Consider the following 23,076-nt stretch of genomic DNA (forward strand, 5'->3'; position numbering starts at 1 on the left):
CGTCGCAGCCGCATCCGGTACCGACATACCAGAAGCCACCAACGCCACCGCGTCATCGACAAGCTGGTCGCGTGCACGCGCCAACGCCTTCTTCGGCGGGAGCGCACCAGCTTGCTTGACCCATTCATAAACCGTGGCCTCCGCCACACCGGCATCACGAGCAACCTCGCAGACATCATCGCCTGCAACAACCCGCGCCACAGAAGCAGCCTTCACATCTTTCGGAGTCCAACGGCCAGCCACAACAACCTCCAAATCGAGGTGGCGCATTCACCCACTGACAACTCCGCCAAATTTTCGCGTTTTTCACCATTTGGTTTTCACCATCTGCGCGAGTGCGCGGCGGCGGAAGCAGCCTGGGTCACGAAGCGGGCTGGGATCCGGTGGCCTAGAGGCCGACCCAGACGGGCTCGGGGTGCAGCTCCACCCCGAACGCGTCGCGGACCTGGGCCTGCACGCAGCGGGCGAGGTCGACGATGTCGGCCGCGCGGGCGTTACCGCGGTTGGTCAGGGCGAGGGTGTGCTTGGTGGACAGGCGCGCCGGGGCATCCTCTCCGGGGAAGCCGCGGTGGCAGCCGGCGCGCTCGATGAGCCAGGCCGCCGAGAGCTTTTCGTTGCCGTCGCCGGCGGCAAACCGCGGCATGGTGTCCTCCCCCACCTGGGCGGCGATCTCATCGGCGAGCGCGGACGGCACCACGGGGTTGGTGAAAAACGAGCCGGCGGACCAGGTGTCGTGGTCGGCGGCGTCGAGCACCATGCCTTTGGCCCGACGCGTCTCCAGCACAGACTCGCGCGCCTCAGCCAAGGAAACGCGCGCCCCGCCCAGGTGGCGCAGAGGGATGGACTCATCGGTCTTTTCCAGCTGCAGCTCGATCTCCAGCACCACGGCGCGCGAGGTGAACTTCAGGTTGGAGTACCGGTACGCCAGATCCAGCGAGGACGCAGGCACCCACTCGTCCACGCCCGTCTCGCGGTCCCAAAGCCGCACGCGGGTGAGCACGTCGGCGATCTCCGCGCCGTAGGCGCCCACGTTCTGCACCGGGGTCGCGCCCGCGGAGCCCGGGATGCCGGACAGGGCCTCGATGCCGCCCAGGCCGTGCTCCACCGCGTAGGCGACTACTGCGTCCCATTCGGTGCCGGCTTGGATGCGCAACCGGTGGTCGTCGATAAGCGAGATGCCCTCGTTGCGCACAAGCACCGCCGCGAGATCGAGATCACCGTCCGCGACGACCAGGTTGGAGCCGCCGCCGACGACCAGCAGCGGGGTGCGGTCGCGGTCGAGCTGAGCCACAGTTTCGGCGAGCTCGTCGGCACTATGGCACTCGTAGGCCGCGGCCGGGGTACCGCCGACGCGCAGCGTGGTCAGGGAGGCGAATGATGGGGCAATCACGTCCACAACGGTAGTCTGTGAGCCATGACTGCACGTAGTGAGATCACTGTGACCATCAACCAGCCGATCGAGAAGGTCGCGCAGGCGTACAGCACCCGCGAATACTGGGAGTTCATCGCCGAGAAGCTCTCCCCGGAGCCGGGCGAGCTCAACGAGTTCGCGGACAACACCGCCACCCTGTTTGAGATCCTGCCCAAGTCCATCCTCCCGGAGGCCGCGCAGGCGATGGTCTCCCAGGACCTCAAGCTCAAGCGCGTGGTTACCGTCGGCGAGCTGGACGGCGGCACCGCCAAGCACACCATGACCGGCGATGTGAAGGGCACCCCGGTGGACCTGGGCGCCGAGTACACCGCCACCCGCGACGGCGACAACACCAAGCTGGACTACGAGCTCGAGGCGAAGGTGAACATCCCGTTCATGGGTGCCGCACTCGAGCCGAAGGTGGTCGACGCGCTCGAGGAGATCGTGGAGAACGAGGCGAAGCTTACCGAGCAGTGGATTAGCGAGAACCTCTAATTCCCCACTACCACAACCTGCGCGCCACCCCGGCTGCCGCCGGCAAGCCCTACGGGGTGATCACCCGCGGCACCACCGGGGTAAATCGTTTGCGCAGGTCAGACCGCTGGACCCGCTTTAACCCGCGGGTCCAGTCCCTTTTGCGCTCCGCCGCCGCGCCGCTGGCGGTGGACGTGGGCTACGGCGCGTCCCACACCACCACCGTGGAGTGGGCCGGGTGGCTGCGCCAGATCCGCCCCGACATCGAGGTCGTGGGGCTGGAGATCAACCCCGAGCGCGTCCTCCCGCCGCGCGACGGGGTGCGCTTCGAGCTGGGCGGCTTCGAGCTCGCCGGCTACCGCCCTCACCTCGTGCGCGCGTTCAACGTGCTGCGGCAGTACGACGTGGACCAAGTCCCGGACGTGTGGCGCACGGTGTGCGCCGGGCTTGCCCCCGGTGGACTGTTCGTGGAGGGCACCTGCGACGAGCTCGGGAGACGCTGCGCATGGCTGCTTATCGACGCCACCGGGCCGGCCTCCCTCACCCTGTCCTGGGACCCTTTCCACACCTCGAAACCCTCGGAGGTGGCGGAGCGGCTGCCCAAGGCGCTGATCCACCGCAATGTGCCGGGCGAACCGATCCACCAGTTCCTGGCCGACGCTGACGCGGCCTGGGAGCGCGCCAGCGGCTGGGCTCCGCACGGCCCGCGCGTGCGGTGGCGCCACGCGCTCGAAGACCTGGCCCGGGACTGGCCGGTGCACCCGCAGCGGCGCCGCCTGGCCGACAATTTTGTCACTGTGGATTGGCTGGCAGTCGCTCCTGCTTCGTAAACTGGCCCGCATGAAAACTGCGTGGAAAGTTGTCCTGTCGATCATCGTGGCGGTGCTACTGCTGTTCATCGTGGCGGAGGCGGGCATCCGGGCGTTCGTGGCCAACCAGGTCACCTCCCAGGCCCCGGAGGGCACGTCGGTGTCCTTCGGCGCCAGCCCGGTGACCATCGGGCTGCTCGGCGGCAAGTTCCCGCACATGACGGTGGACCAGCAGTCCGACCTGCAGATCAACGGCGACCAGATTTCCGGCACCCCGGCGTCCGTGGTGGACATGGACAACGTGCGCCTCAACAACGGCGAGCCGGTGGCTGAGTCCGTGCGCCTGACCACGGAGCTGCCCAACGACTTCGTGCGCGCCATGCTAAACCAGCAGATCCAGAATCAGATCGGCGACATCTTCCTCGCCAACGTGATCACCGTCTCCGACGTGGTGTCCAACGAGGAGGCCGGCACGTTCTCCATCGTGTTCACCTCAGGCGCGGCCGGGATTGAGCTGCAGCCGGTGATGCAGGACGGCCAGCTGACGTTCCAGGCGCGCAGCACCGAGCTGTTCGGCTTCGCGCTGCCCGACGACGTCGCCGACGCCATCAGCTCCGCCATGTCACAGGGCGTCGAACAAGAGGCCACCGGCGGGATGAGCGTGGAAGACTTCACGGTCATCCCCGGTGGCCTCCGGGTAACGGTTTCGGGCAACGACGTGAACTTCAAGGAGCTGCAGGATATGCAGGAGTCCTCGCAGATGCCGGGGCAGCCGGAGCAGGCGCCCCAGCAGCCCGCCTACCAGCCGTAGTCGCCGTTTAAGATGCGCTGGATCTGCGGGCGCACATCGAAGAAATAGATGCCGATGGCCACTGCGCCGAACCACGCGATGAACGGGAAGCGCAGCAGGCACGCCAGCGCCGCCAGCGCCAGGATGCCCACCCAGGCGCCCTTGGACTGGCGGTTCGCCGCCTCGAAAGCGTCGGCGCGGGTGGTGGCCGCCATAACAGCGCCGACGACGCCGGCTACGCCCACCACCAGCATCAGCACCATACCCACACGGGACGGCAGCATCATGATCTGGTGAATTTGGCTGACAGCGGCGGTATCCATGGCGTTTACTTCTTCAGGTCCTCGACGTTGACGGTGTTGGTGGTGTTGTCCACAACTTCGCCGTCGATGATATCGCCGCCGGTCTTCTCGCCGGCGAACTGGTCCTGGATGCGCTGCACCAGGCCCTCGAAGCGGGTGCGCAGGTCGTCCACGGTGCCCTCGATGCCCTCGGTCTGGGTGCCGTCGAGGCGCTCGTTGAACGCGGCGCGTGCGTCGTCGATAGTGCTGCGCAGCTTCGCCTTCACGTCGTCGGTGAACTGCAGGTCGCGCTCGCGCAGGCTGTTGAAGAGCTTCTCCGCCTCGTCCGTGAAGTTGGTGGCGGCGCCGCGCACCTCGCCCTCGGTGTTCGCCTTGCTCAGGTTCTGACGCGCGTCCTCGGTGGCGGTCTTAAAGCGGTCCGACAGCTCGCCGGTGGCCTTGGTCAGCGCCGCACCGATAGCGGAGCCGGCGGACAGCAGCGCGTCGCCGGCCTCGCGGAGGTTGTTGCGCACCTCGTCGCCGGAGTTGTTCTCGGTGTTGTTGTTCAGGTTGGTGTTGTCGGTCATCGTTCGCTCCTTCGCTAGTAGAAGATCAGTTGCGAACCAGTGTAAATAGCTAGCCCGGCCAGTGCACCGACGATCGTGCCGTTGAGACGGATGAACTGCAGGTCTTTACCCACCATGAGCTCGATTTTCTCCGCCGCTTCCTCGCCGTCCCACCGCTCGATGGTCTCGGCGATGATGCCCACGATCTGGTCGGCGCCGTTGTCCGCGGCGAAGTGCGTGGCCTTCTCCAGGGCCCGCTCGGCGTCGGCGCGGACCGCAGGGTCGTCGACAAGCTTTTGCCCCCACTCGCGCGCCGAAGCAGCTGCTTTACGACGAAGCCCGCTCTGCCCATCCGACGCCTGCGCCACAATCGACACCGAGAGCTGCTCCCAGATGCTGCCCGCCGCGGACGTGACCGCGCCGGAGCCCATGATGTCGGCCTTGATCGCCTCCACCCGCGAGATCATCTCCCCATCGAACTGGAGGTCCTGGGCGAACTGGTTGATCTGGCGGCGGATCGCGCGGCGCGCCTCGTGGTGCGGGTTCGTGTCCACGTCCTCCATGAACGCCACCATCTCGTCGTAGACGCGCTGGCCCACCAACTCCTTGGCAAACCGCGGGGCCCAGCGCGGCATCCGCTCGTCGATCATGGTGACCACGGTGTCTTCCATGCCGTTGACCTTGCGGCGCCCCCAGGCGACGATGTCGTCGACGACCGGATCCACCTTGCCGTCCGCGATCAGCCCCTCCAGGGTGCGGCCCAGCGGCGGGCCCCAGATTGGCTCCGCCAGGCGGTCAATGAGCTGGGCGTTGATGAACGCCTCCGCCTCCTTCGGGTCGATGCCCTCGACCATCCGGACGGTGAACTTGCCTGCCTCCTCGCTGACACGCTCCGCGTTTTCCGGCTTGGCCAGCCAGCGGCCCACCCTCTCCGGAATGCCGGCAGCCATGACCTTGTCGGTGATGGTGCGGGCGTTGAGGAAGTTCTCGGACACGAAGTCGCTGAGCACCCCGGCAACCTGATCCTTTTTGTTGGGGATGATCGCGGTATGTGGGATGGGGATGCCCATCGGGTACTTAAACAGCGCGGTGACCGCGAACCAGTCCGCCAAACCGCCGACCATGCCCGCCTCCGCGGCAGCGCGGACGTAGCCGATCCAGGCGGCGTCGTTGCCCTGGGACTGCATCCACGAGCAGGTCAGGAACACCACCGCCATCAGCCCCAGCAGGCTGGTCACCGCGATCTTGTGCTTGCGCAGCACACGGCGGCGCTCGTCCTCGTTGGTGGGGGTGGGCATCATGGAAAGCTGCTCGCTCATGCCCATGATTAAAGCAGGCGCGCCGACACGGACACGAAAATTCCCCCTCCGCAGGTGGAGAGGGCATTTCTAGGGGTGTGCGCGTGGCGCCGCGCGGTTAGTTCACGCGGCCGGTGCGCTTGCGGTACGCCTTGTAGTCCTTGCGGCCCACGACGACCAGGATGGCACCGAGGACGCCGGTGACCACTGCCTCGACAACGCCGAGGATGAGCAGGCGCTCCGCCAGACCGTGCGTCTGGGAGCCGAAGCCGTAGACCATCGCGCCGGCGCCCCACACGGCCAGACCGATGCCGAAGAGAGTGGACAGGATCAGGCCCATGGCGACCCAAGTCGGGATCCGGGTCAGGGAGGAGTGCGGAGCACTCAGAGACACCGGGTCGTAGCCCTCGATGTAGGTGTCATCGATACGGCCAGCGTACTCCGGGTAGGACTCGTTGCGGATATCTGCAACTGCGGTGGAACCCATTGTTCTTGCTTCCTTCTTCAGCTTCGGTGTGGCTTCAGCGTGAGCTGCTGCGATGGTTCGAGTATACGACAGGCTTCATCGTTGCCCCTAGTCGTAACCCCTAGTCGTCGCCGCCCTTGAAGGCGGCGCGGGCACGCTCGGCGTTGATCGCGCCGACCGCATCCAGTGGGATACCGGCCGGGCACACGTCGGCGCACTCGCCGTACAGCGAGCAGTGGCCGAAGTTGGTCTCCAGCTCGTCGACCATCTTGCGGGCGCGGCGGGAACGCTCCTGCTTGCCCAGCGGCAGCAGCTTCAGGTGCTTCAGCTTCGCGCCGGTGAACAGGTGCGCAGCACCGTTCGGGCACGCAGCCACACACGCACCGCAGCCGATGCAGGCGGCGTAGTCGAGCGCGGTCTCCGCGTCGTGGTGGTTCACCGCCAGGGTGTCGGCGTCCGGCGCGGTGCCAGCGTTGACGGAGACGTAGCCGCCCTGCTCCATCACGCGGTCCAGTGCGGAGCGGTCCACGGCGAGGTCCTTGATCACCGGGAACGCGCCGGAGCGGAACGGCTCGATCTTCAGGGTGTCGCCGTCCTTGTAGTTGAACAGGCGCTGCAGGCAGGCAGTGGTGTTCTGGCCTGCGCCGTGCGGGCGACCGTTGACCAGCAGGCCACAGGTGCCGCAGATGCCCTCGCGGCAGTCGGAGGCGAAAACGAACGGCTCCTTGCCCTGCTCGACGTAGGTCGCGTTCACGTGGTCGAGCAGCTCCAGGATGGACATCTGCTCCACAGCGTCATCGACCTGGACGGTCTCGAAGCTGCCCTCGGTGTCAGGACCAGCCTGGCGCCAGATTTCAAGTGTCAGTTTCATTACTTGTAGTTCCTTGCCATCAGCGGGATCGAATCAAAGTGCAGGGGTTCTGCGTGGCGGATGAACTGGCCTTCACCGGCCGGCTCCCAAGCCGACACGAAGCACCAGTTGTCGTCGTCACGCTCAGCCTCGCCGTCATCGGTGAGGTGGTCCATACGGTAGTGCGCACCGCAGGACTCGTCGCGGTCCAGCGCGTCGATGCACATGAGCTCGCCGAGGTTGATGTAGTCGACGAGGCGCAGTGCAGCCTCCAGCGTCTGGTTCATGTCGTTCGGGGAACCCGGAATGGAGATGTTGGTCCAGAAGTCCTCGCGCAGGGCGCGGATCTTGCGGATGCCTTCCTCCAGGCCCTCGACGGTGCGGGACACGCCACAGTGCTCGTAGAGGATATCGCCGAGCTGCTCGTGGAAGTGCTCCGGGCCGTGCGGCTCCGGGCCGCGGATGGACATGATGCGCTCGATGCGCTCGGTGACATCAGCCACCACGTCCTGGGCCTCGCGGGAATCCTCAGCCAGCTTCTCCTCGCCGAGGTGGCCGGCCAGGTAGTTCGGCACCGTGAACGGCAGGGTGAACCAGCCGTCCACAGAAGCGGACAGCAGCGAGTTCGCGCCCAGGCGGTTCGCGCCGTGGTAGGTCCAGGAGCACTCACCTGCGGCGAACAGGCCGTCGATGGAGGTCATCTCGTTGAAGTCCGTCCACAGGCCACCCATGGTGAAGTGGACGGTCGGGGCGATGCGCATCGGGGCCTTGTACGGGTCCTCGCCGGTGGAGTCCTCGTACATCTCGAACAGGTTGGAGTAACGCTCGCGGATGGTGTCCTCACCGAGGCGCTCGATGGCGTCGGAGAAGTCCAGGTACGCGGAGTTGTGCAGCGGGCCCACACCGTAGCCGGCGTTGAGCTGCTGGGAGATGGCGCGCGAAGCCACGTCGCGAGGCACCAGGTTGCCGAAGGCCGGGTAGCGGCGCTCCAGGAAGTAGTCGCGCTCTTCCTCCGGGATGGTGTTCGGGTCGCGGTCGTCACCCTTTTCCTTCGGGGTCCAGATGCGGCCGTCGTTACGCAGGGACTCCGACATCAGCGTCGTCTTCGCCTGCCACTTGGCGTTGACCGGCAGGCCGGTCGGGTGGAACTGCACGAAGCACGGGGATGCGAGGTACGCACCGCGCTCGTAGGCTCGCATCATGGCGGAAGAGTTGGAGTTCTTCGCCAGCGTGGTCTTGTGGTACACGTTGCCGTAACCGCCGGTGGCGAGGATGACAGCGTGGCCGGTGAACGGCGCGATCTCACCGTTGATCAGGTTGCGGGTGACAATGCCCTCGCAGTGCTTCTTGCCGTCCTTCTCGGTGATGATCAGGTCCATCAGGTCGTGGTGGGTGAAGATCTCCACGTTGCCCAGGTGGATCTGACGCTGCAGCGAAGACGCGGTGGACAGCTGCAGCTGCTGGCCTGTTTGGCCGCGGGTGTAGTAGGTGCGGGAGACCTGCACGCCGCCGAAGGAGCGGGTGGCCAGGGTGCCGCCGTACTCGCGGGCGAACGGAGCGCCGATGGCGTTCATGTGGTCGATCACACGGACAGACTCGACGGCCAGACGCCAGCAGTCGGACTCGCGGCAGCGGTAGTCGCCGCCCTTGACGGTGTCCTTGGTGTGGCGGTAAGCGCCGTCGTTATCCACCTTCTTGCCGCGGGCGGAGTTCACGCCACCCTGGGCCGCGATGGAGTGCGCACGACGCGGGGCGTCGTGGTAGGTGAAGGCCTTGACGTTGTAGCCGAGCTCGCCAAGCGCCGCCGCCGCGGCACCGCCGGAAAGGCCGGTGCCGACCACCAGGACGGTGAACTTGCGGCGGTTCAGCGGCGAGACCAGGTTCATGTGGTCCTTCTGGTGCTGCCACATGTCCTTCATGCGAACCTCGTCGCGGTTCGGCTCGTTGGACTCGAGGACGTTACCCGGGGTCACGCCTGCAGCGGCGGACTCGGGCTGGCGGAAGCCGCCGGTGCTCTGCTGGCCCTTGGTCTCAGCGGAAGTCTGCTCCCCGCCGTTGGAACCCTGGGCCCCGGAAAGACCGGAAATAGAGGTAGTCATAGTTGTTCTCCTAAAAAGCCGTTACCTGGAAAAATCCGGGACCCAGCCGAACGCGATAGCGAGCGGCATGACAACGTTGCCAGCGACAACGATGAACGGGAGGATGTACGCGAGGATGACCATCAGGCCCTCGCCGCGCTTACCCAGCCAACCGAGGTCGGACACCGCAAGGTAAATACCGTGGGTCAGGTGCAGCAGCAGCGCCAGGTTGGCAACCACGTACACCAGGGTGACCCACCAGCGGCCCGGGGCGAAGGTGGCGAGCAGGTTGTTGCGCACCGCACCGTGAACGAACTCGTCGGAGGCGACCGCCTGGCCGAGCGTCAGGTCCAGCAGGTGGAAGACGATGAACAGCAGCAGGATGATGCCGGTCCAGATCATCGACTTCGTGGCGGTGGACTGCCATCCACCCATCAGGTTCGTGCGCTTGAAGCGGCCGCGGGACGCGCTGGAGCGGGCGCGCAGGGCAAATGCACCCCACACGTGCAGCACCAGGCAGGCCAGCAGGGCGATGCGGAGAATCCACAGGAAGCCCTCGCGCGGGAACAGCGGCTCGCCGATCGTGCGCAGGAACTCGCCGTAGTCGTCGATCGGCGCGGAGCCGTCGGCGTTCAGCGGCATGAAGATCTTCAGGTTGCCCACCATGTGGCCGAGGACGAACAGGCCGAAGATCAGGCCAGTGATCGCCATGGTCAGCTTGATTGCCCACGTGGGGTAGGACGGCCGCTCGCGCAGCGGCTTCTCAGTAATTTTTCCGTGACGAATGGCTTCACGGTCTGCGTTTTGTACAGTCATGGCACCTCCAGTGTCGCTAATACTCTAAGAGATAGTCCCCGCTCACACACACCGGATTGCCAGCTTCACCCCACGGGCCCCCTAACCTCAACCGCCACTTGAGCCCTTCATCCAGCGCTCCACATTGTTTGTGACCTTGGTCACCACATTGCCCATCCACCTTGGACCCCACATTCTCCACCCCGTTCAGTGTCAATCTTTGGTTGGTTAGCTCCGCCTAACCTCCGAGCCAACTCCATTCACCGAAAATCGGTACCCTGGCTGCCATGGCTATCGACAAGAACACTGAGAACAAAGCAACCCGCCAGATCGACGCTCCTGCAGCCGAGATTTTCGACATCCTCTCCAACCCCGAGCGCCATGCTGAGACTGACAATTCCGGCATGGTCGTCTCCGCGGACCAGGGTGAGCGCCTGAAGAACGTCGGCGACACTTTCACTATGAACATGACCAAGGAGGACGGCGACTACCAGACCGTCAACGAGGTCTTCGCCATCCAGGACGACCGCATCATCGGCTGGAAGAACGTGGAGAACACCACCGCCGAGGTGAAGGTTGGCGCGAAGTGGCTCTACGAGCTCGAGCCCATCGACGCCGACAACACCAACGTCACCCTCACCTACCAGCGCGACGAGCTGGAGGAGAACCTCCTGTCCATGACCGAGAAGTTCGACGACGACTTCCTGGCCAAGTCCCTCGACTCCCTCGCAGAGGCAGTCGCAGGCGCATAAGCCCCAGCTTTACGACGTCACCAAAGGCGGCCCGCCGGACCCAGCGCCCGGCCGGCCGCCTTTCGCATGCCCACGCCCCCGCCCGACCCCCGCTCTCGCCGCCGGGGTGTCGGAGCACCTCGCTCATCTATGGATAACTCGCCGCCATCGTTATCCACAGCCCAGGTCTTTTGGAGCCTCTCTGCACAAAGGACGATATCGGCATTTGCCGTCCTGCCCCGACCGCGACCAGGGCTTTTGCCGCCGCTTCGGACCTAAATGCCGATATCGTCCTTTGTATTCGCACCCATGACCGCTGCTTCCACCATCGACACCGCCTGTGCCGGTAATGCGCATCAGATTCATTACGAACTGGGGAAATGCAGTCGACGTTTGCTGATGGTCTAGCAGGGGCGCACGCGCTGCTAGACGATCCACAAGCAGGTGCGGGCAGGCGGCGAGCGGGCAGCCGCCACAGCACGCAAAAAGGCGGGCCCGGGGTGAACGGGGCCCGCCTTTGGTGCGTCGTAAAGCGAAGGCTTAGAGATTGATCATGTGGCCTTCGACACCGTGCGAGATCTCCTTGAGCACCTCGGACAGGGTCGGGTGGATGTGGATGGAGCGCGCGATCTCGCCTGCGGTGAGGTCGAAGCGCTGCGCCAGCACGACCTCCGGAAGCAGCTCGGAGACGTTCGCGCCGACCAGGTGCGCGCCGAGGATCTCACCGAACTCGGCGTCCGCGACGAGCTTGCCGAAGCCGGCGGTCTCGTTCAGACCGACTGCCTTGCCGTTCGCGGTGAACGGGAAGGTCGCGACCTTGATGTCGCGGTCCGGCCACTTCTCCTTCGCCTGCTCCTCGGTGTACCCCATGGAGGCGACCTGCGGGTTACAGAAGGTGGCGCGCGGGGTCATCATGTAATCCTCGATCTCGAGGGTCTCCGCGTCCGCGATGGTCTCGGCGGCGATGATGCCCTGGGCCTCAGCGACGTGGGCGAGCTGCAGCTTCGCGGTCACATCGCCGATGGCGTAGATGCCGTCGACGTTGGTGCGCATGCGCTCGTCAATGGCAATGGCGCCGCGGTCGGTGAGCTCGACGCCCGTGTTCTCCAGGCCGTAGCCCTCGGTGCGCGGGGCGAAGCCGACGGAGATCATCACGCGGTCCGCGGTGAGCGTCTCCACCTTATCGGTGCCGTTCTTCTTCACGTCCACCTCGACGGAATCGCCGTTGTCGCGCACCTCGGTGGTGGCGTGGCCGGTCAGCAGCTTCACGCCGAGCTTCTTGTAGGCCTTGGCGATCTCCTTGGAGACGTCCTTGTCCTCGTTGGGCAGGACGCGGTCCTGGTACTCGATGACCGTGACGTCAACGCCGTAGTTGGACAGCACGTAGGCGAACTCCATGCCGATCGCGCCAGCGCCGACGATGACCATCTTCTCCGGAGCCTCCGGGTTGAGGATCTGCTCCTCGTAGGAGACCACGTTCTCGGACAGCTCGATGCCCGGCAGGGTGCGCACCACAGCGCCGGTGGCGATGATGCAGTTATCGAAGGTGACGGTGGTGCCCTTGTCGTCGCCCTCGGTGATCTCGATGGTCTTGGCGTCCGTGAAGGTGCCCAGGCCGTTGATCTCCTGGATCTTGTTCTTCTTCATCAGGTAGTGCACGCCGCCGACGATCTTCTGGGAGACCTTGCGGGAGCGCTTGTGGGCATCGGTGTAGTCGAACTCCACGTCGCCCTTGATGCCGAACGTCTTTGCTTCGTGGTTGAAGATTTCAGCCACTTCAGCGTTCTTGATCAGGGCCTTGGACGGGATGCAGCCCACGTTGAGGCAGACACCGCCCCAGTACTGCTTCTCAATGACAGCTACCTTTTTACCAAGCTGAGCTGCACGGATGGCGGCGACGTAGCCACCGGGGCCAGCGCCGAGGACAACAACGTCAAAATGTTCTTTACTCACGCTGCATATCGTACGTGGCCGTCTGGCAAAATGTTGCGGAGCATCTTGTTTCTTCCTTGAATGAAAGTGAGCGATTCACTGTGAAGTTCACGCGTACGGCGGTAGCCCTGGGTGCCGCTGCCCTCATTGCCGCAGGTTCCGTTCCCGCCGTTCAGCACTTCGCAGCGGAGGGTGACGCAGACAAGCAGGTCGCCACCCTGTCCCCGGCGGCGACGTCGGTGCAGACCTCGCTGCCGACCTCGACAGCCCCTGCCACCACGTCACAGAAGCCTTCGGTCATGCCGAAGACTGAAGAGACTCCAACGACGGCGACAGGCACGTCGCAGACGAGCACGAGCCCGACCGCAACCACGCAGACCACCCCGGTGACCACCACCACGGAGCTCAAGGTTGTGGACGAGGAAACCCCCGCCGAGGACACGGAGCCGGCCGAGGAGGAGCAGCCGGAAGAGCACCCGAACGTTAAGCCGCTGGGTGAGGCGCCGAAGACCTACAAGGGTGAAGACCAGGCGTGGGTGCGCATCCTCGCTCGCCAGCGCGGCAACTGGGACAACGAGGCAATTCGCGTGTACTCCGAATCCATGGAGCGCGACATTCCGGTTGCGGTCTTCTACGCCACCGACGAAAACGGCGAGCGCAAGGAGAACGCCCCGACGGTCTACCTGCTCAACGGTGCCGGCGGCTCCGAGCAGGACACCGACTGGGTCGCGCAAGCCTACGATGAGCTGGAGAAGACGTACAAGGACTCCGGCGCGAACGTGGTCATCCCGATGGAGGGCGCGTTCTCCTACTACGTGGACTGGGCCGCCGAGCCGCCGGTGGACACGGAAACCAACCCGTTCTTCCACGGCAAGCAGATGTGGTCGACCTTCCTGGCGGATGAGCTGCCGCAGGCGGTTGAGCCGTACATGAAGGCCGACGAGGAGCACCGCGCGGCCGCAGGCCTGTCCATGGCTGCGACCTCGGTGCTGCTGCTGGCGGAGCACAACCCGGGCTTCTACGACGCTGTCGGCTCCTTCTCCGGCTGCGCGGCAACTTCTACCCCGCTTCCGTGGAAGTTCCTGGACCTGACCGTCAGCCGCGGCGCGCCGAATGTGATGACTCCGGAGTACATCTTCGGCGAGCGTGGTTCGGACTACAACCGCCACTACGACGCGCTGGTCAACGCGGCGGATCTGAAGGGCACCGCGGTGTACCTGTCCACCGGCACTGGCCTGGCGGGCGAGACTGACATGACGGGCTACCTGAAGGACCGCTTGATCAACAAGTACGGCGTGGATCCGGACGCGGCGTCGACCCGCGCGCTGACCAACGCGATGACCCTGCAGGTCGAGGGCGGCGTGATCGAGGCGGCGATGAACGCCTGCACCCACGATCTGATGGTGAAGATGCGCGCCAACGACGTGGAGGTCACTCACGCTGAGCTGCGCAACGTGGGCACCCACAGCTGGGCGTCCTGGCGCGATGACGTGAAGCTTTCCTACGAGAAGGTGTTCAAGAAGGCGCTCGGTTTGGAGCAGTAAGCACTTGCTTGACGACGCCTAACGGCGCCTCCCCGCTTCGAGCCGGGAGGCGCCGTTTTTTGGTGTGCGGAAACAGGCTTTAGAACATGCCCATGCCGTAGGCGATGGTGGAGGACATGGAGGAGCCTGCGTGGACGAGCTCGCCGAGCACCTGGTTGATCTGCACCTGGAAGGTTTCGATGGGGTTCATGTTGGGGGTCCTTTCGGAGTTTTGGGGCGGGCGGCGCAACACGCCACACGCGTAACGCTGGCCACTACAGTAACGAATGTCCCATAGAATGGCGCAATAATTGCCTGTCAGTTTAACCCCCTCCCCCAGGACTGGATACACAGATGAAGAAGATCAAGGCGGCGGCGCTTGCCGCCCTCACGGCAGTCTCCCTCGCATGCACCAGCGCACCGGCGGTTTCCGCCCAGCCGGCCGGCCAGGAAGGCCAAGAGGGAATTGTGAAGGCGTGGGACGCGCCGGCGAACCCGCCGCTGATCACCCGCACCGGCCAGGCGCAGGAGTGGGTCAACCAGGTGGACCACAAGACGGTGCTGTCCTACAACGTGTTCTCCCCCTCCATGCGCCGCGACATCCCGGTCGCGGTCGTGCCGGCCACCGACGCCGCTGGCAACCGCGTGCGCAACGCGCCGACGCTGTACCTGCTCAACGGCGCCGGCGGCGCGGAGCAGAACCAGGACTGGCTGAAGCTCTACCCCGTGAAGGACTACTTCGCCGGCAAGGGTGTGAACGTGGTGGTGCCGCAGGCCGGCGCGTTTTCCTACTACACGGACTGGGTGAAAACGGACGTCGCTTCCGACTACGTCAACGGCCCGCAGAAGTGGGAGACGTTTTTGACCAAGGAGCTGCCCGGTCCGATCGAGCGCACGCTGGGCGCCAACGGCCGCCGCGCGGTGACCGGCGTGTCCATGTCCGCCACCTCCGCGCTGCTGTTCGCGCAGCATAACCCGGGGATGTACCAGGCCGCGGCAGCGTTTTCCGGCTGCGCTTCCACGTCTTCGCCGCACGGCTACAACTTCGCGCGCGTGACCGTGAACCGCGCGGGCACCCCGAACTTCCAAACGGTCACCCCGGAGATGATGTGGGGCCCGATGAACGGGCCGTACAACCGCTACAACGACGCGCTGTTGGGCGCGGAGAAGCTGCGCGGCACCCGCTTGTACGTCTCCTCCGGCACGGGTCTTGCGGGCCATCCGGACCAGGTCAGTTACCTGCTGGGCAAGGGCGCCCCGATGCCGGCGGCGCAGCTCGGCGCGGGCGTGCTGCAGGTCGAAGGCGGCGTGATCGAGGCCGCGGTGAACAAGTGCACCCACGACCTGAAGGCCAAGCTGGACGGCCTGGGCATCCCGGCGCACTTCGAGCTGCGCAACGTGGGCACGCACTCCTGGCCGTACTGGACCGAGGACATGGACCGCGCCTGGCACACCACCATCAAGCCTGCTCTGGGGGTCTAGCGTGCGCGACATCGAGCCCAAGCTTCTCGACGACCTCACGGCCGCCCCCGCCCTCGAATGGGCCCAGGAGTGGTCCGACGAGACTGAAGCGCGGCTCGATTCGTCCGCGCTGCGCGAGCGGATCCGCGCCGCCTTGGATGCGGACGACCGGATCCCGTTTGTCACCCGGCGCGGCGAGCACCTGTACAACTTCTGGCGCGACGGGGACCACCAAAGGGGTCTGTGGCGGAGGGTAACCGTGGATGCATACCTCGCCGACCAGGATGACTGGGAGACCCTCCTCGACATCGACGCGCTTGCCGAGGAAGAGGGCAAGGACTGGGTGTACAAGGGCGCGACAGTGCTGCCGCTGAGCTGGGACCGGGCGCTGATCCGCCTGTCGCGAGGAGGCGCGGACGCGGTGGTGGTGCGCGAGTTCGACCTTGAAACGCAAACCTTCGTCGACGCGTCCGACGGCGGCTTCGCACTCGACGAGGCGAAAACATCCGTCGACTGGGTGGACCGCGACACCATCCTGGTGGGCACCGACGAAGGCCCGGGCACGGTGACTAACTCCGGCTACCCCATGCAGGTGGCGCGCTGGACCCGCGGCGGCGAGAGGACCGTGATCTTCACGGGCGAGCCCGACGATGTTGGCGTGTGGTCGGGCTATGACGTGGTGGACCGGAGGACCGTCGTCACGCGGGCGCTCGATTTTTACACCTCGCGCACGTGGGTGGACGGCGAGTTTGTGGACGTGCCGGACGATTGCGACGCCATCCCCCACCGGCAGTGGTTGTTCATCCAGCCGCGCACCGAGTTCGCGGGCGTGCCCGCGGGTGCCCTCGGCGTGATCGAGCTGGCGCGATTCCTCGACGGCGCCCGCGAGTTCACCGTGCTGGAGCAGGACGCGACCGTGGAAGCGATCGCGTTCACCGAAAACGCGCTGCTTCTCACCTGCCTGGTGGACGTGGCCACCAGCATCTTCCGCATTGCGCTGGGCACCTGGGAGCGCACCGAACTCGCGCTGCCGGAGGCCGCGAGCGCGCACGTGGTGGCCGCGAGCCCGCTGGCCGGCGACGAGTTCTGGGTCGCCGCTTCCTCCTTCACCACGCCGACGACGCTGCTGCGCGGCGACGCCACCGGCGCGCTCGCCGAAGCCAAGCGCGCGCCTGCCCACTTCGACGCGTCCGGGCTAGAAACGCGCCAGCACTGGGTGACCTCCGCCGACGGCACTCGCCTGCCGTACTTCATCACCGGCGACTTCTCCCTTGGTGCGCGCCCGACGCTGGTGGGAGGCTACGGCGGCTTCGAGGTCTCGCTCACGCCTGCGTTTTCCAACGTGCGCGGCATCGCCTGGCTTGAGCAGGGCAACTTCTACGTCCAGCCCAACCTGCGCGGCGGCGGCGAGTTCGGCCCCGAGTGGCACTCGCAGGTGGTCAAGACCAACCGCCACAAGGTCTGGGAAGACCACAAGGCAGTGCTCGAGGACGTGGTCGCCCGCGGCTACGCCGAACCTGCGCAGATTGCCATCCGCGGCGGCTCCAACGGCGGGCTGCTCACCTCCGGCGCGCTGGTGCAGTACCCGGAGTGCTTCGGCGCCGCCGTGATCCAGGTGCCGCTGACGGACATGCTGCGCTACCACACCCTGTCCGCCGGCGCGTCCTGGATGGCGGAGTACGGCGACCCGGACAACGTCGATGAGCGCGCAGCGATAGAAACCTGGTCGCCGCTGCACAACGTCCGCCCGCGCGACGAGGTGGCCTATCCCCCGGCGCTGGTGACCACCTCCACGCGCGACGACCGCGTCCACCCCGCCCATGCCCGCACCTTCGCCCTCGCGCTGTGGCGGGCGGGCCAGCCGGTGGACTACTTCGAGAACACCGCAGGCGGGCACGCCGGTGCCGCGGATAACGCACAGGTGTCGCGGGTGGAGGCGTTGATCTACCAATGGATCGACGACAAGATCGGAAAACCCCTGGCGTAGACTTCCCGGCGATGAGAAACCTGAGGCTTCGCTCCACCCCCATCCCCGGAACCCGCGACCGCTACACCGGCGTGGAGTTCAACCTGGGCTTCCACGTCACGCACTACGACCTGGATTTTGACTACAAGGTTGCCCCGAACCGTCTCGAAGCAACTGCGACGTTGACGCTGAGCACCTGGCGCGAGCTAAACCACCTCACCCTCGACCTCACCCAGGGCCTGTCCGTGCGTCGCGTGGAGGTGTCTGGCGGCTTCGGCATCAAGCGCTACCGCCACCACGGCGGCAAGCTGCGCATCACCTTCGACCAGTTCATCCCGGTGGACACGGAGCTGCAGCTAAGCATCCGCTACGCGGGCTCCCCGCGCCCGCGCCGCACCGCCTGGGGAATGCTGGGCTGGGAGGAGCTGGAAAACGGCGCGCTGACCGCCAACCAGCCCGACGGCGCGCCGTCCTGGTTCCCCTGCGACGACACCCCGGACGAGAAAGCCACCTACACCTTCAACGTGCGCGCGGACCGCGGGTACATGGCGGTGACCAACACCACCGCCCGCCCGATGGCGACCTACCTGGCCACGGTGCAGGTGGGCCAGTTCCGCCGCGTGGAGCTGGGGCGCAACACGGTGGCGTGGCTGCCGGCGGCGACCCAGATGGGCGACCTGGACAAGCAGCAGGCCATGCTGGACTACTTCGAATCCGTCTTCGGCCACTACCCGTTTGAGAACTACCAGGTGGTCGTGCACGAAGAGGAACTGGAGATCCCGCTCGAGGCCCAGGGGCTGTCCATCTTCGGCGTGAACCACCTGCGAGGCAACGAGCGCCTCATCGCGCACGAGCTGGCGCACCAGTGGTTCGGCAACTCGCTGGGCATCGCGCAGTGGGAGGACATCTGGCTCAACGAGGGTTTCGCCTGCTACGCCGAGTGGCTGTGGGCGGACTTTACGGGGCAGATGCCTATCGACGCCTCCGTGCGCACCCACTACGACAAACTCACGCCGATGCGGTTCACCCTGGCCGACCCGGGCGCGCGCGACATGTTCGACGACCGCGTGTACAAGCGCGGCGCCATCACATTGCACGCGCTGCGGCGCGCCTTCGGCGACACCGTCTTTTTCAACGCGGTGCGCGATTACGTGGCCACCAACGCCCACGGCATCGTGGAAACGTTCGACCTGGTCAACGCGTTTAAGCGCCAGGGCGCTGACATCTCGCCCATCCTGGACGCGTGGATCCAGCACCCCGAACTTCCGGAGTGCCCGTGAGAAACCTCTCCCTGGCCACCATCTTCGCCGCGGCCAGCGGCTTTGTGGTCATGTGGATTGCCAGCTGGGCGCTGGACGCCGAGCACGGCTACAACGCTTTCCTGGCCTACTGGGGCCTGTTTTTCGCCTGCACAGGGCTCATCGACGGCATCACGCAGGAAACCACCCGCGCCGTGGCCGCCTCGCGCGAGACGGACGTGCGTGGCGGTGCCAACCCGTGGAAGCTCGGCGCCGCGGTCGGCGCGGTTGTCGCGGCGGTGGTGCTGCTGGCGGGGCTTGCCGCCATGGGCCGCATCGTGCCCACTCACCCCGGTGCGGCCACGGGACTGTTGGCGTTCGGCCTGCTCAGCTACGCCTTCCAGGCGGTGTTATCCGGCATCCTGAGCGGCTCCGGACTGTGGAACCGCTACGCCGCGCTGGTCGCCCTGGACTCCGGTGTGCGCCTCGTGTTGGCCGTGGTGGTGTGGGCGCTCGGCGGCGGACTGGTGGAGTTTTTGGCCATCACCGTCATCGGCGCGCTGAGCTGGGCGGTGATCCTGGTTCTCGCCCCGGTGCGGGTGCAGCTGGACGTGGACCGCCGGGCGTTTGCGCGCCGCGTCGGCTCCGCCATGGTGGCCTCCGGGGCGTCGGCCGCACTGATCACGGGCTTTCCCACCGCCGCCTCCGCAGCCTTCCCCGCCGCAACCGCAGGGGCTACCGTCGCCGCGATCAACAACGCCGTCATGCTCACCCGCGCCCCGGTGTTGGTGCCGCTGCAGCGCTTCCAATCGGCGCTGGTGGTGCGCTTCGTGGAGCGCCGCGACACCGTCTACAGGGCGCTTGCCGCCCCCGTCGGCGCGATCCTGGGCGTCGGCCTCATCGGCTTCGCGGCGGCCTGGCTCATCGGCCCGTGGATCCTGCGGGTGGCGTACAAGCCGGAACTGTTCGTGGGCGGCCTCACGCTCGGCCTGCTCACCTTCGCCTCCGCATTCATGGGCATGCTCATGATCACCGGCGTGGCCGTGCTCGCGCTGGAACGCCACGCGTTCTACGTCGCCGGCTGGCTCGCCGCCACCGCCACCGCATTCGCCGTGCTCTTCCTCGCGCCGTGGGGCGTAGCCACAACCGTGGTGGTGGCGCTGTTCGCCGGGCCGATAGTCGGCGCGCTCGTGCACCTGGCGGGCCTTGTAAGGTAGCTGGCCATGGAACGTTTGCTGGTCACTGGCGGTGCTGGATTCATTGGGGCGAATTTTGTCCGTCAGGCGTCGCAAAGCTTTCGCGTCACCGTCGTGGACAAGCTGACCTACGCAGGTAACCGCGCGAACCTGCCCGAGGGCATCGAGTTCGTGGAGGGGGACATCTGCGAGCAATCGCTTATCGACGAGCTCGTGGCCGCCACCGACACCGTCGTCCACTTCGCCGCCGAATCCCACAACGACAATTCGCTGCGGGACCCGTCCGCGTTCGTGCACAGCAACCTCAACGGCACGTTTGCGCTGCTGGAGGCGGTGCGGAAGTCTGACAAGCGGCTGCACCACATCTCCACCGACGAAGTATTCGGCGACCTCGAGCTCGGCGGCACCGACGCGTTCACCGAGACCACGCCGTACAACCCCTCCTCGCCCTACTCGGCGACGAAGGCCGGCTCCGACCACCTCGTGCGCGCCTGGGTGCGCTCGTTCGGGGTGCGCGCGACGATCTCGAACTGCTCCAACAACTACGGGCCTTACCAGCACATAGAGAAGTTCATCCCCCGCCAGATCACCAACATCCTCACCGGCCAGCCCGCGAAGCTTTACGGCACCGGCGCGCAGGTGCGCGACTGGATCCACGTGGACGACCACAACGACGCCGTCCTGGCGATATTGGAGCGCGGGCGCATCGGCGAAACCTACAACATCGGCGCGAGCTTGCCTGGCGACACTCACGTCACGAACAAGCAGGTCATCGAGACCATCTGCGAGCTGATGGGCGGCGAATACGTCCACGTCGCAGACCGCCCCGGCCACGACCAGCGCTACACCATGGACGCCACCAAGCTGCGCCGCGAGCTCGGCTGGGCGCCTCAGCACACGGATCTGCGCAGCGGGCTGGAGCAGACCATCGCCTGGTACACCGACAACCGCTGGTGGTGGGAGGACGACAAAGCAGGCATCGAACGCGGGTACGCAGAAAGGGGACAGTGACATGGAGACCACCACCATCGACGGCCTCGAGGTCCACCGGCTCACCGTCCACGAGGACAACCGCGGCTGGTTCAAGGAGAACTGGTCCGGACAGAAACTCACCCCGAAGCAGCACAACGTCAGCTTCAACGCCCGGCGCGGCGCGACCCGCGGCATGCACGCCGAGCCGTGGGACAAGTGGGTCTCCGTGGCCACCGGCCGCGTGTTCGGCGCGTGGGTGGACATGCGCGAAGGCTCCGCCACGTTTGGGGAGAAGTTCACCTGCGAGATCGGCCCGGACACCGCCGTGTTCGTCCCCCGTGGCGTGGCCAACGGCTTCCAGGCGCTCGAGGACGGCACCACCTACATCTACCTGGTCAACCAGCGCTACTCCCCCGGCGGCGCGTTCTGCTCCTACAAGGAAATCGACTGGCCACTCGAGCCCACCGAGCTTTCCGCCAAGGACCTCGAGCACCCTTTGCTTTGCGACGCCACTCCGCTGCCCCCACGCCGCATCCTCGTCACCGGTGCCAACGGCCAGCTGGGGCGCGCGCTGCGCCAGATCTGGTCGGAGGACCAGGCCCACTTCGTGGGCCATGACGAGTTCGACATCACGAACCCGCCCGAACTGGATTGGGCCAATTACTGGGCCATCGTGAACTGCGCCGCCTACAACGACGTCAACGGCGCGGAGGACGACCGGGCCGGGGCATGGGCGGTGAATGCGGCGGCGCCGGCGGAGCTTGCGTCGATAAGCAATGCACACGACCTCACGCTCGTGCATGTTTCCAGCGACTACATCTTCGACGGCACCGTCGAGGTGCACGACGAAGCTGAGGTGCCGTCGCCGCTGAGCGCGTACGGCGCGTCCAAGGCCGCGGGCGACACCGCCGCACAGGTGGCGCGGAAGCATTATGTGGTGCGCACGAGCTGGGTGTTCGGCGACGGCCGCAACTTCATGTCCGCCATGGCCGACCTCGCTGATCGCGGTGTCGCGCCGAAGGTCGTCTGCGACCAGCGCGGGCGCCCTACCTGGGCCGAAGACCTGGCCAAAGGCATCGCGCACCTGCTTTCCACGGGTGCCGAGTACGGCGTGTACAACATCACCTCCGACGGCGACGCCGCCACGCGCGACGAGATCGCCATGGCGGTGTTCGTGGCCGTCGGCGGCGACCCCGCGGACGTCCACCCCGTGACCACCGAGCAGTACGGCGCCGAATTCGGGGTGGAAGCGCCCCGCCCGCGCGAATCCACCCTGGCGCTAGACAAGATCACCGCCGCAGGTTTCAACCCGACGAACTGGCGCGCCGCGCTCGCGCTCTACGTCGCACTGCGGTAGCTAGACTTCCCTGTCATGAAGGGCATCATCCTCGCTGGCGGCTCGGGCACGCGCCTGTACCCGATCACCCAGGGCATCTCGAAGCAGCTCATGCCCATCTACGACAAGCCGATGATCTACTACCCGCTATCCACCCTGATCAGCGCGGGTATTCGCGAGATTTTGATCATCACCACCCCGGAGGATCGGCCGAACTTTGAGCGATTGCTTGGCGACGGCTCACGTCTCGGCATCATGCTCCACTACGCCGAACAACCCCGCCCCGAGGGGCTGGCGCAGGCGTTTTTGATCGGCGAGGAGTTCATCGGCAACGACTCGGTGGCGCTGGTCCTCGGCGACAACATCTTCGACGGCAACGGCATCTCGGAGGCGCTCGGGCGGGTGCGCGACATCGACGGCGGGGCGATCTTCGCCTACGAGGTCTCGGACCCGCAGCGCTACGGCGTGGTCGAGTTCGACGCCGCCGGCACAGCGCTGTCCATCGAAGAAAAACCGGACGCGCCGAAGTCCAACTTCGCCGTGGTGGGGCTGTACTTCTACGACAACGACGTTGTGGAAATCGCCAAATCCATCGAACCGTCGGCGCGCGGCGAGCTGGAGATCACCTCCGTCAACGAGGCGTACCTGCGCCGCGGCGACCTGAAAGTCCACCGCCTGCACCGCGGCGACGTATGGCTGGACACCGGCACCATCGACTCCATGAGCGAGGCCAGCGCCTACGTCGAGGTGCTGCAGAAACGTACCGGCACCGTCATCGGCTCGCCGGAGGTGGCCGCCTACCGCGAAGGCTTCATCGACGCCGCGCAGCTGGAGGCCTTAGGCGACCAGGTGCTGAAATCCGGCTACGGCCGCTACCTCATCGACGCAGCAAGGGACTAAAAC

Annotated in this window: 22 protein-coding genes; 12 read left to right on the top strand and 10 right to left on the bottom strand. The window is 66.1% G+C overall.

All coding sequences use genetic code 11. From position 1 onward, the window contains the following. Both HMPREF2791_RS09770 and HMPREF2791_RS09775 read right to left on the bottom strand, forming a co-directional pair. On the bottom strand, window positions 1-270 hold a 270-nt coding region (locus HMPREF2791_RS09770), incomplete at its 3' end, for a transposase (RefSeq protein ID WP_141764971.1). Window positions 271-388: 118 nt separating this feature from the next. After that, the gene (locus tag HMPREF2791_RS09775) at window positions 389-1,390 is read right to left on the bottom strand and encodes a UDP-N-acetylmuramate dehydrogenase (protein ID WP_371335973.1); all 1,002 of its coding nucleotides are present in this window, start codon (window positions 1,388-1,390) and stop codon (window positions 389-391) included. A 24-nt stretch (window positions 1,391-1,414) separates the two neighbouring features. Between HMPREF2791_RS09775 and HMPREF2791_RS09780 the strand changes: the two genes are divergently transcribed. The 3 genes from HMPREF2791_RS09780 to HMPREF2791_RS09790 are packed head-to-tail and all read left to right on the top strand — an operon-like array spanning window position 1,415 to window position 3,505. Continuing rightward, on the top strand, window positions 1,415-1,906 hold the full coding sequence (locus HMPREF2791_RS09780) for a DUF2505 domain-containing protein (protein ID WP_070845192.1): 492 nt from the start codon (window positions 1,415-1,417) through the stop codon (window positions 1,904-1,906). After that, window positions 1,906-2,715 (top strand): SAM-dependent methyltransferase, encoded by an 810-nt coding sequence (locus HMPREF2791_RS09785; RefSeq protein WP_070845193.1) that lies wholly within the window; start codon window positions 1,906-1,908, stop codon window positions 2,713-2,715. Before HMPREF2791_RS09780 ends, HMPREF2791_RS09785 begins: the two co-directional genes overlap by 1 nt. A 10-nt stretch (window positions 2,716-2,725) precedes the next feature. Beyond that, complete coding sequence (locus HMPREF2791_RS09790) at window positions 2,726-3,505, top strand: LmeA family phospholipid-binding protein (protein WP_070475305.1); 780 nt, start codon at window positions 2,726-2,728, stop codon at window positions 3,503-3,505. Here HMPREF2791_RS09790 and HMPREF2791_RS09795 read toward each other — a convergent pair. The 7 genes from HMPREF2791_RS09795 to HMPREF2791_RS09825 all read right to left on the bottom strand — a co-directional run bounded on the left by HMPREF2791_RS09795 (window position 3,493) and on the right by HMPREF2791_RS09825 (window position 9,839). Further along, complete coding sequence (locus HMPREF2791_RS09795; RefSeq protein WP_070475360.1) at window positions 3,493-3,768, bottom strand: DUF2516 family protein; 276 nt, start codon at window positions 3,766-3,768, stop codon at window positions 3,493-3,495. The genes HMPREF2791_RS09790 and HMPREF2791_RS09795 overlap by 13 nt on opposite strands. Window positions 3,769-3,812: 44 nt before the next feature. Then, on the bottom strand, window positions 3,813-4,352 hold the full coding sequence (locus HMPREF2791_RS09800; RefSeq protein WP_070475306.1) for a CGLAU_01105 family protein: 540 nt from the start codon (window positions 4,350-4,352) through the stop codon (window positions 3,813-3,815). Window positions 4,353-4,366: 14 nt separating this feature from the next. Then, on the bottom strand, window positions 4,367-5,650 hold the full coding sequence (locus HMPREF2791_RS09805) for a DUF445 domain-containing protein (RefSeq protein ID WP_083327981.1): 1,284 nt from the start codon (window positions 5,648-5,650) through the stop codon (window positions 4,367-4,369). Between the two features lie 97 nt (window positions 5,651-5,747). Beyond that, entirely contained in the window at window positions 5,748-6,116 is a 369-nt protein-coding gene (locus tag HMPREF2791_RS09810) for a hypothetical protein (RefSeq protein WP_070475307.1), read from the bottom strand. Between the two features lie 100 nt (window positions 6,117-6,216). Next, entirely contained in the window at window positions 6,217-6,966 is a 750-nt protein-coding gene (locus tag HMPREF2791_RS09815) for a succinate dehydrogenase/fumarate reductase iron-sulfur subunit (RefSeq protein WP_070475310.1), read from the bottom strand. Then, window positions 6,966-9,044, bottom strand: a complete 2,079-nt coding sequence (locus tag HMPREF2791_RS09820) for a fumarate reductase/succinate dehydrogenase flavoprotein subunit (protein WP_070475311.1) — start codon at window positions 9,042-9,044, stop codon at window positions 6,966-6,968. Before HMPREF2791_RS09820 ends, HMPREF2791_RS09815 begins: the two co-directional genes overlap by 1 nt. Before the next feature lie 21 nt (window positions 9,045-9,065). Next, window positions 9,066-9,839 (bottom strand): succinate dehydrogenase cytochrome b subunit, encoded by a 774-nt coding sequence (locus HMPREF2791_RS09825; protein ID WP_070845194.1) that lies wholly within the window; start codon window positions 9,837-9,839, stop codon window positions 9,066-9,068. 266 nt (window positions 9,840-10,105) lie between these two features. On the opposite strand from HMPREF2791_RS09825, the gene HMPREF2791_RS09830 reads away from it, so the two are divergent. Beyond that, window positions 10,106-10,570, top strand: a complete 465-nt coding sequence (locus tag HMPREF2791_RS09830) for an SRPBCC family protein (RefSeq protein ID WP_070475314.1) — start codon at window positions 10,106-10,108, stop codon at window positions 10,568-10,570. Between the two features lie 519 nt (window positions 10,571-11,089). On the opposite strand, the gene lpdA is transcribed toward HMPREF2791_RS09830, so the two are convergent. After that, a complete protein-coding gene (gene lpdA, locus HMPREF2791_RS09835; RefSeq protein ID WP_070845195.1) occupies window positions 11,090-12,502 on the bottom strand; it encodes a dihydrolipoyl dehydrogenase in 1,413 nt (470 codons plus the stop codon). Window positions 12,503-12,582: 80 nt separating this feature from the next. Between lpdA and HMPREF2791_RS09840 the strand changes: the two genes are divergently transcribed. From HMPREF2791_RS09840 to rfbA, 8 genes are all read left to right on the top strand, one after another. Next, the gene (locus tag HMPREF2791_RS09840) at window positions 12,583-14,025 is read left to right on the top strand and encodes an alpha/beta hydrolase (RefSeq protein WP_070845196.1); all 1,443 of its coding nucleotides are present in this window, start codon (window positions 12,583-12,585) and stop codon (window positions 14,023-14,025) included. Between the two features lie 333 nt (window positions 14,026-14,358). Continuing rightward, complete coding sequence (locus tag HMPREF2791_RS09845; protein ID WP_070475319.1) at window positions 14,359-15,486, top strand: alpha/beta hydrolase; 1,128 nt, start codon at window positions 14,359-14,361, stop codon at window positions 15,484-15,486. A gap of 1 nt (window position 15,487) precedes the next feature. Then, window positions 15,488-17,452, top strand: coding sequence for a prolyl oligopeptidase family serine peptidase (locus HMPREF2791_RS09850; protein WP_083327979.1), 1,965 nt, complete (start codon window positions 15,488-15,490; stop codon window positions 17,450-17,452). Window positions 17,453-17,463: 11 nt separating this feature from the next. Then, window positions 17,464-18,711, top strand: a complete 1,248-nt coding sequence (locus tag HMPREF2791_RS09855; RefSeq protein WP_070475320.1) for a M1 family metallopeptidase — start codon at window positions 17,464-17,466, stop codon at window positions 18,709-18,711. Next, entirely contained in the window at window positions 18,708-19,886 is a 1,179-nt protein-coding gene (locus tag HMPREF2791_RS09860; protein WP_070845208.1) for a hypothetical protein, read from the top strand. Before HMPREF2791_RS09855 ends, HMPREF2791_RS09860 begins: the two co-directional genes overlap by 4 nt. A 6-nt stretch (window positions 19,887-19,892) precedes the next feature. Beyond that, window positions 19,893-20,876 carry a dTDP-glucose 4,6-dehydratase gene (rfbB, locus tag HMPREF2791_RS09865; protein ID WP_070845197.1) on the top strand — a complete coding sequence of 328 codons (984 nt, stop codon included), beginning with the start codon at window positions 19,893-19,895 and terminating at the stop codon, window positions 20,874-20,876. A 1-nt stretch (window position 20,877) separates the two neighbouring features. Continuing rightward, the gene (locus HMPREF2791_RS09870; protein ID WP_070845198.1) at window positions 20,878-22,194 is read left to right on the top strand and encodes a sugar nucleotide-binding protein; all 1,317 of its coding nucleotides are present in this window, start codon (window positions 20,878-20,880) and stop codon (window positions 22,192-22,194) included. Window positions 22,195-22,209: 15 nt separating this feature from the next. Further along, window positions 22,210-23,073, top strand: coding sequence for a glucose-1-phosphate thymidylyltransferase RfbA (rfbA, locus tag HMPREF2791_RS09875; protein WP_070475327.1), 864 nt, complete (start codon window positions 22,210-22,212; stop codon window positions 23,071-23,073). Window positions 23,074-23,076 lie beyond the last annotated feature (3 nt).

The sequence above is a fragment of the Corynebacterium sp. HMSC034A01 genome (assembly GCF_001838175.1).
Lineage (GTDB): Bacteria > Actinomycetota > Actinomycetes > Mycobacteriales > Mycobacteriaceae > Corynebacterium.

What these genes read in the sequence shown, in the direction of transcription:
- HMPREF2791_RS09780 (WP_070845192.1), top strand. Translation starts at nt 1,415, where the DNA reads ATGACTGCACGTAGTGAGATCACTGTGACCATCAACCAGCCGATCGAG.
- HMPREF2791_RS09790 (WP_070475305.1), top strand. Translation starts at nt 2,726, where the DNA reads ATGAAAACTGCGTGGAAAGTTGTCCTGTCGATCATCGTGGCGGTGCTA.
- HMPREF2791_RS09795 (WP_070475360.1), bottom strand. Translation starts at nt 3,768, where the DNA reads ATGCTGCCGTCCCGTGTGGGTATGGTGCTGATGCTGGTGGTGGGCGTA.
- HMPREF2791_RS09800 (WP_070475306.1), bottom strand. Translation starts at nt 4,352, where the DNA reads ATGACCGACAACACCAACCTGAACAACAACACCGAGAACAACTCCGGC.
- HMPREF2791_RS09805 (WP_083327981.1), bottom strand. Translation starts at nt 5,650, where the DNA reads ATGAGCGAGCAGCTTTCCATGATGCCCACCCCCACCAACGAGGACGAG.
- HMPREF2791_RS09810 (WP_070475307.1), bottom strand. Translation starts at nt 6,116, where the DNA reads ATGGGTTCCACCGCAGTTGCAGATATCCGCAACGAGTCCTACCCGGAG.
- HMPREF2791_RS09815 (WP_070475310.1), bottom strand. Translation starts at nt 6,966, where the DNA reads ATGAAACTGACACTTGAAATCTGGCGCCAGGCTGGTCCTGACACCGAG.
- HMPREF2791_RS09820 (WP_070475311.1), bottom strand. Translation starts at nt 9,044, where the DNA reads ATGACTACCTCTATTTCCGGTCTTTCCGGGGCCCAGGGTTCCAACGGC.
- HMPREF2791_RS09825 (WP_070845194.1), bottom strand. Translation starts at nt 9,839, where the DNA reads ATGACTGTACAAAACGCAGACCGTGAAGCCATTCGTCACGGAAAAATT.
- HMPREF2791_RS09830 (WP_070475314.1), top strand. Translation starts at nt 10,106, where the DNA reads ATGGCTATCGACAAGAACACTGAGAACAAAGCAACCCGCCAGATCGAC.
- HMPREF2791_RS09845 (WP_070475319.1), top strand. Translation starts at nt 14,359, where the DNA reads ATGAAGAAGATCAAGGCGGCGGCGCTTGCCGCCCTCACGGCAGTCTCC.
- HMPREF2791_RS09855 (WP_070475320.1), top strand. Translation starts at nt 17,464, where the DNA reads ATGAGAAACCTGAGGCTTCGCTCCACCCCCATCCCCGGAACCCGCGAC.
- rfbB (WP_070845197.1), top strand. Translation starts at nt 19,893, where the DNA reads ATGGAACGTTTGCTGGTCACTGGCGGTGCTGGATTCATTGGGGCGAAT.
- HMPREF2791_RS09870 (WP_070845198.1), top strand. Translation starts at nt 20,878, where the DNA reads ATGGAGACCACCACCATCGACGGCCTCGAGGTCCACCGGCTCACCGTC.
- rfbA (WP_070475327.1), top strand. Translation starts at nt 22,210, where the DNA reads ATGAAGGGCATCATCCTCGCTGGCGGCTCGGGCACGCGCCTGTACCCG.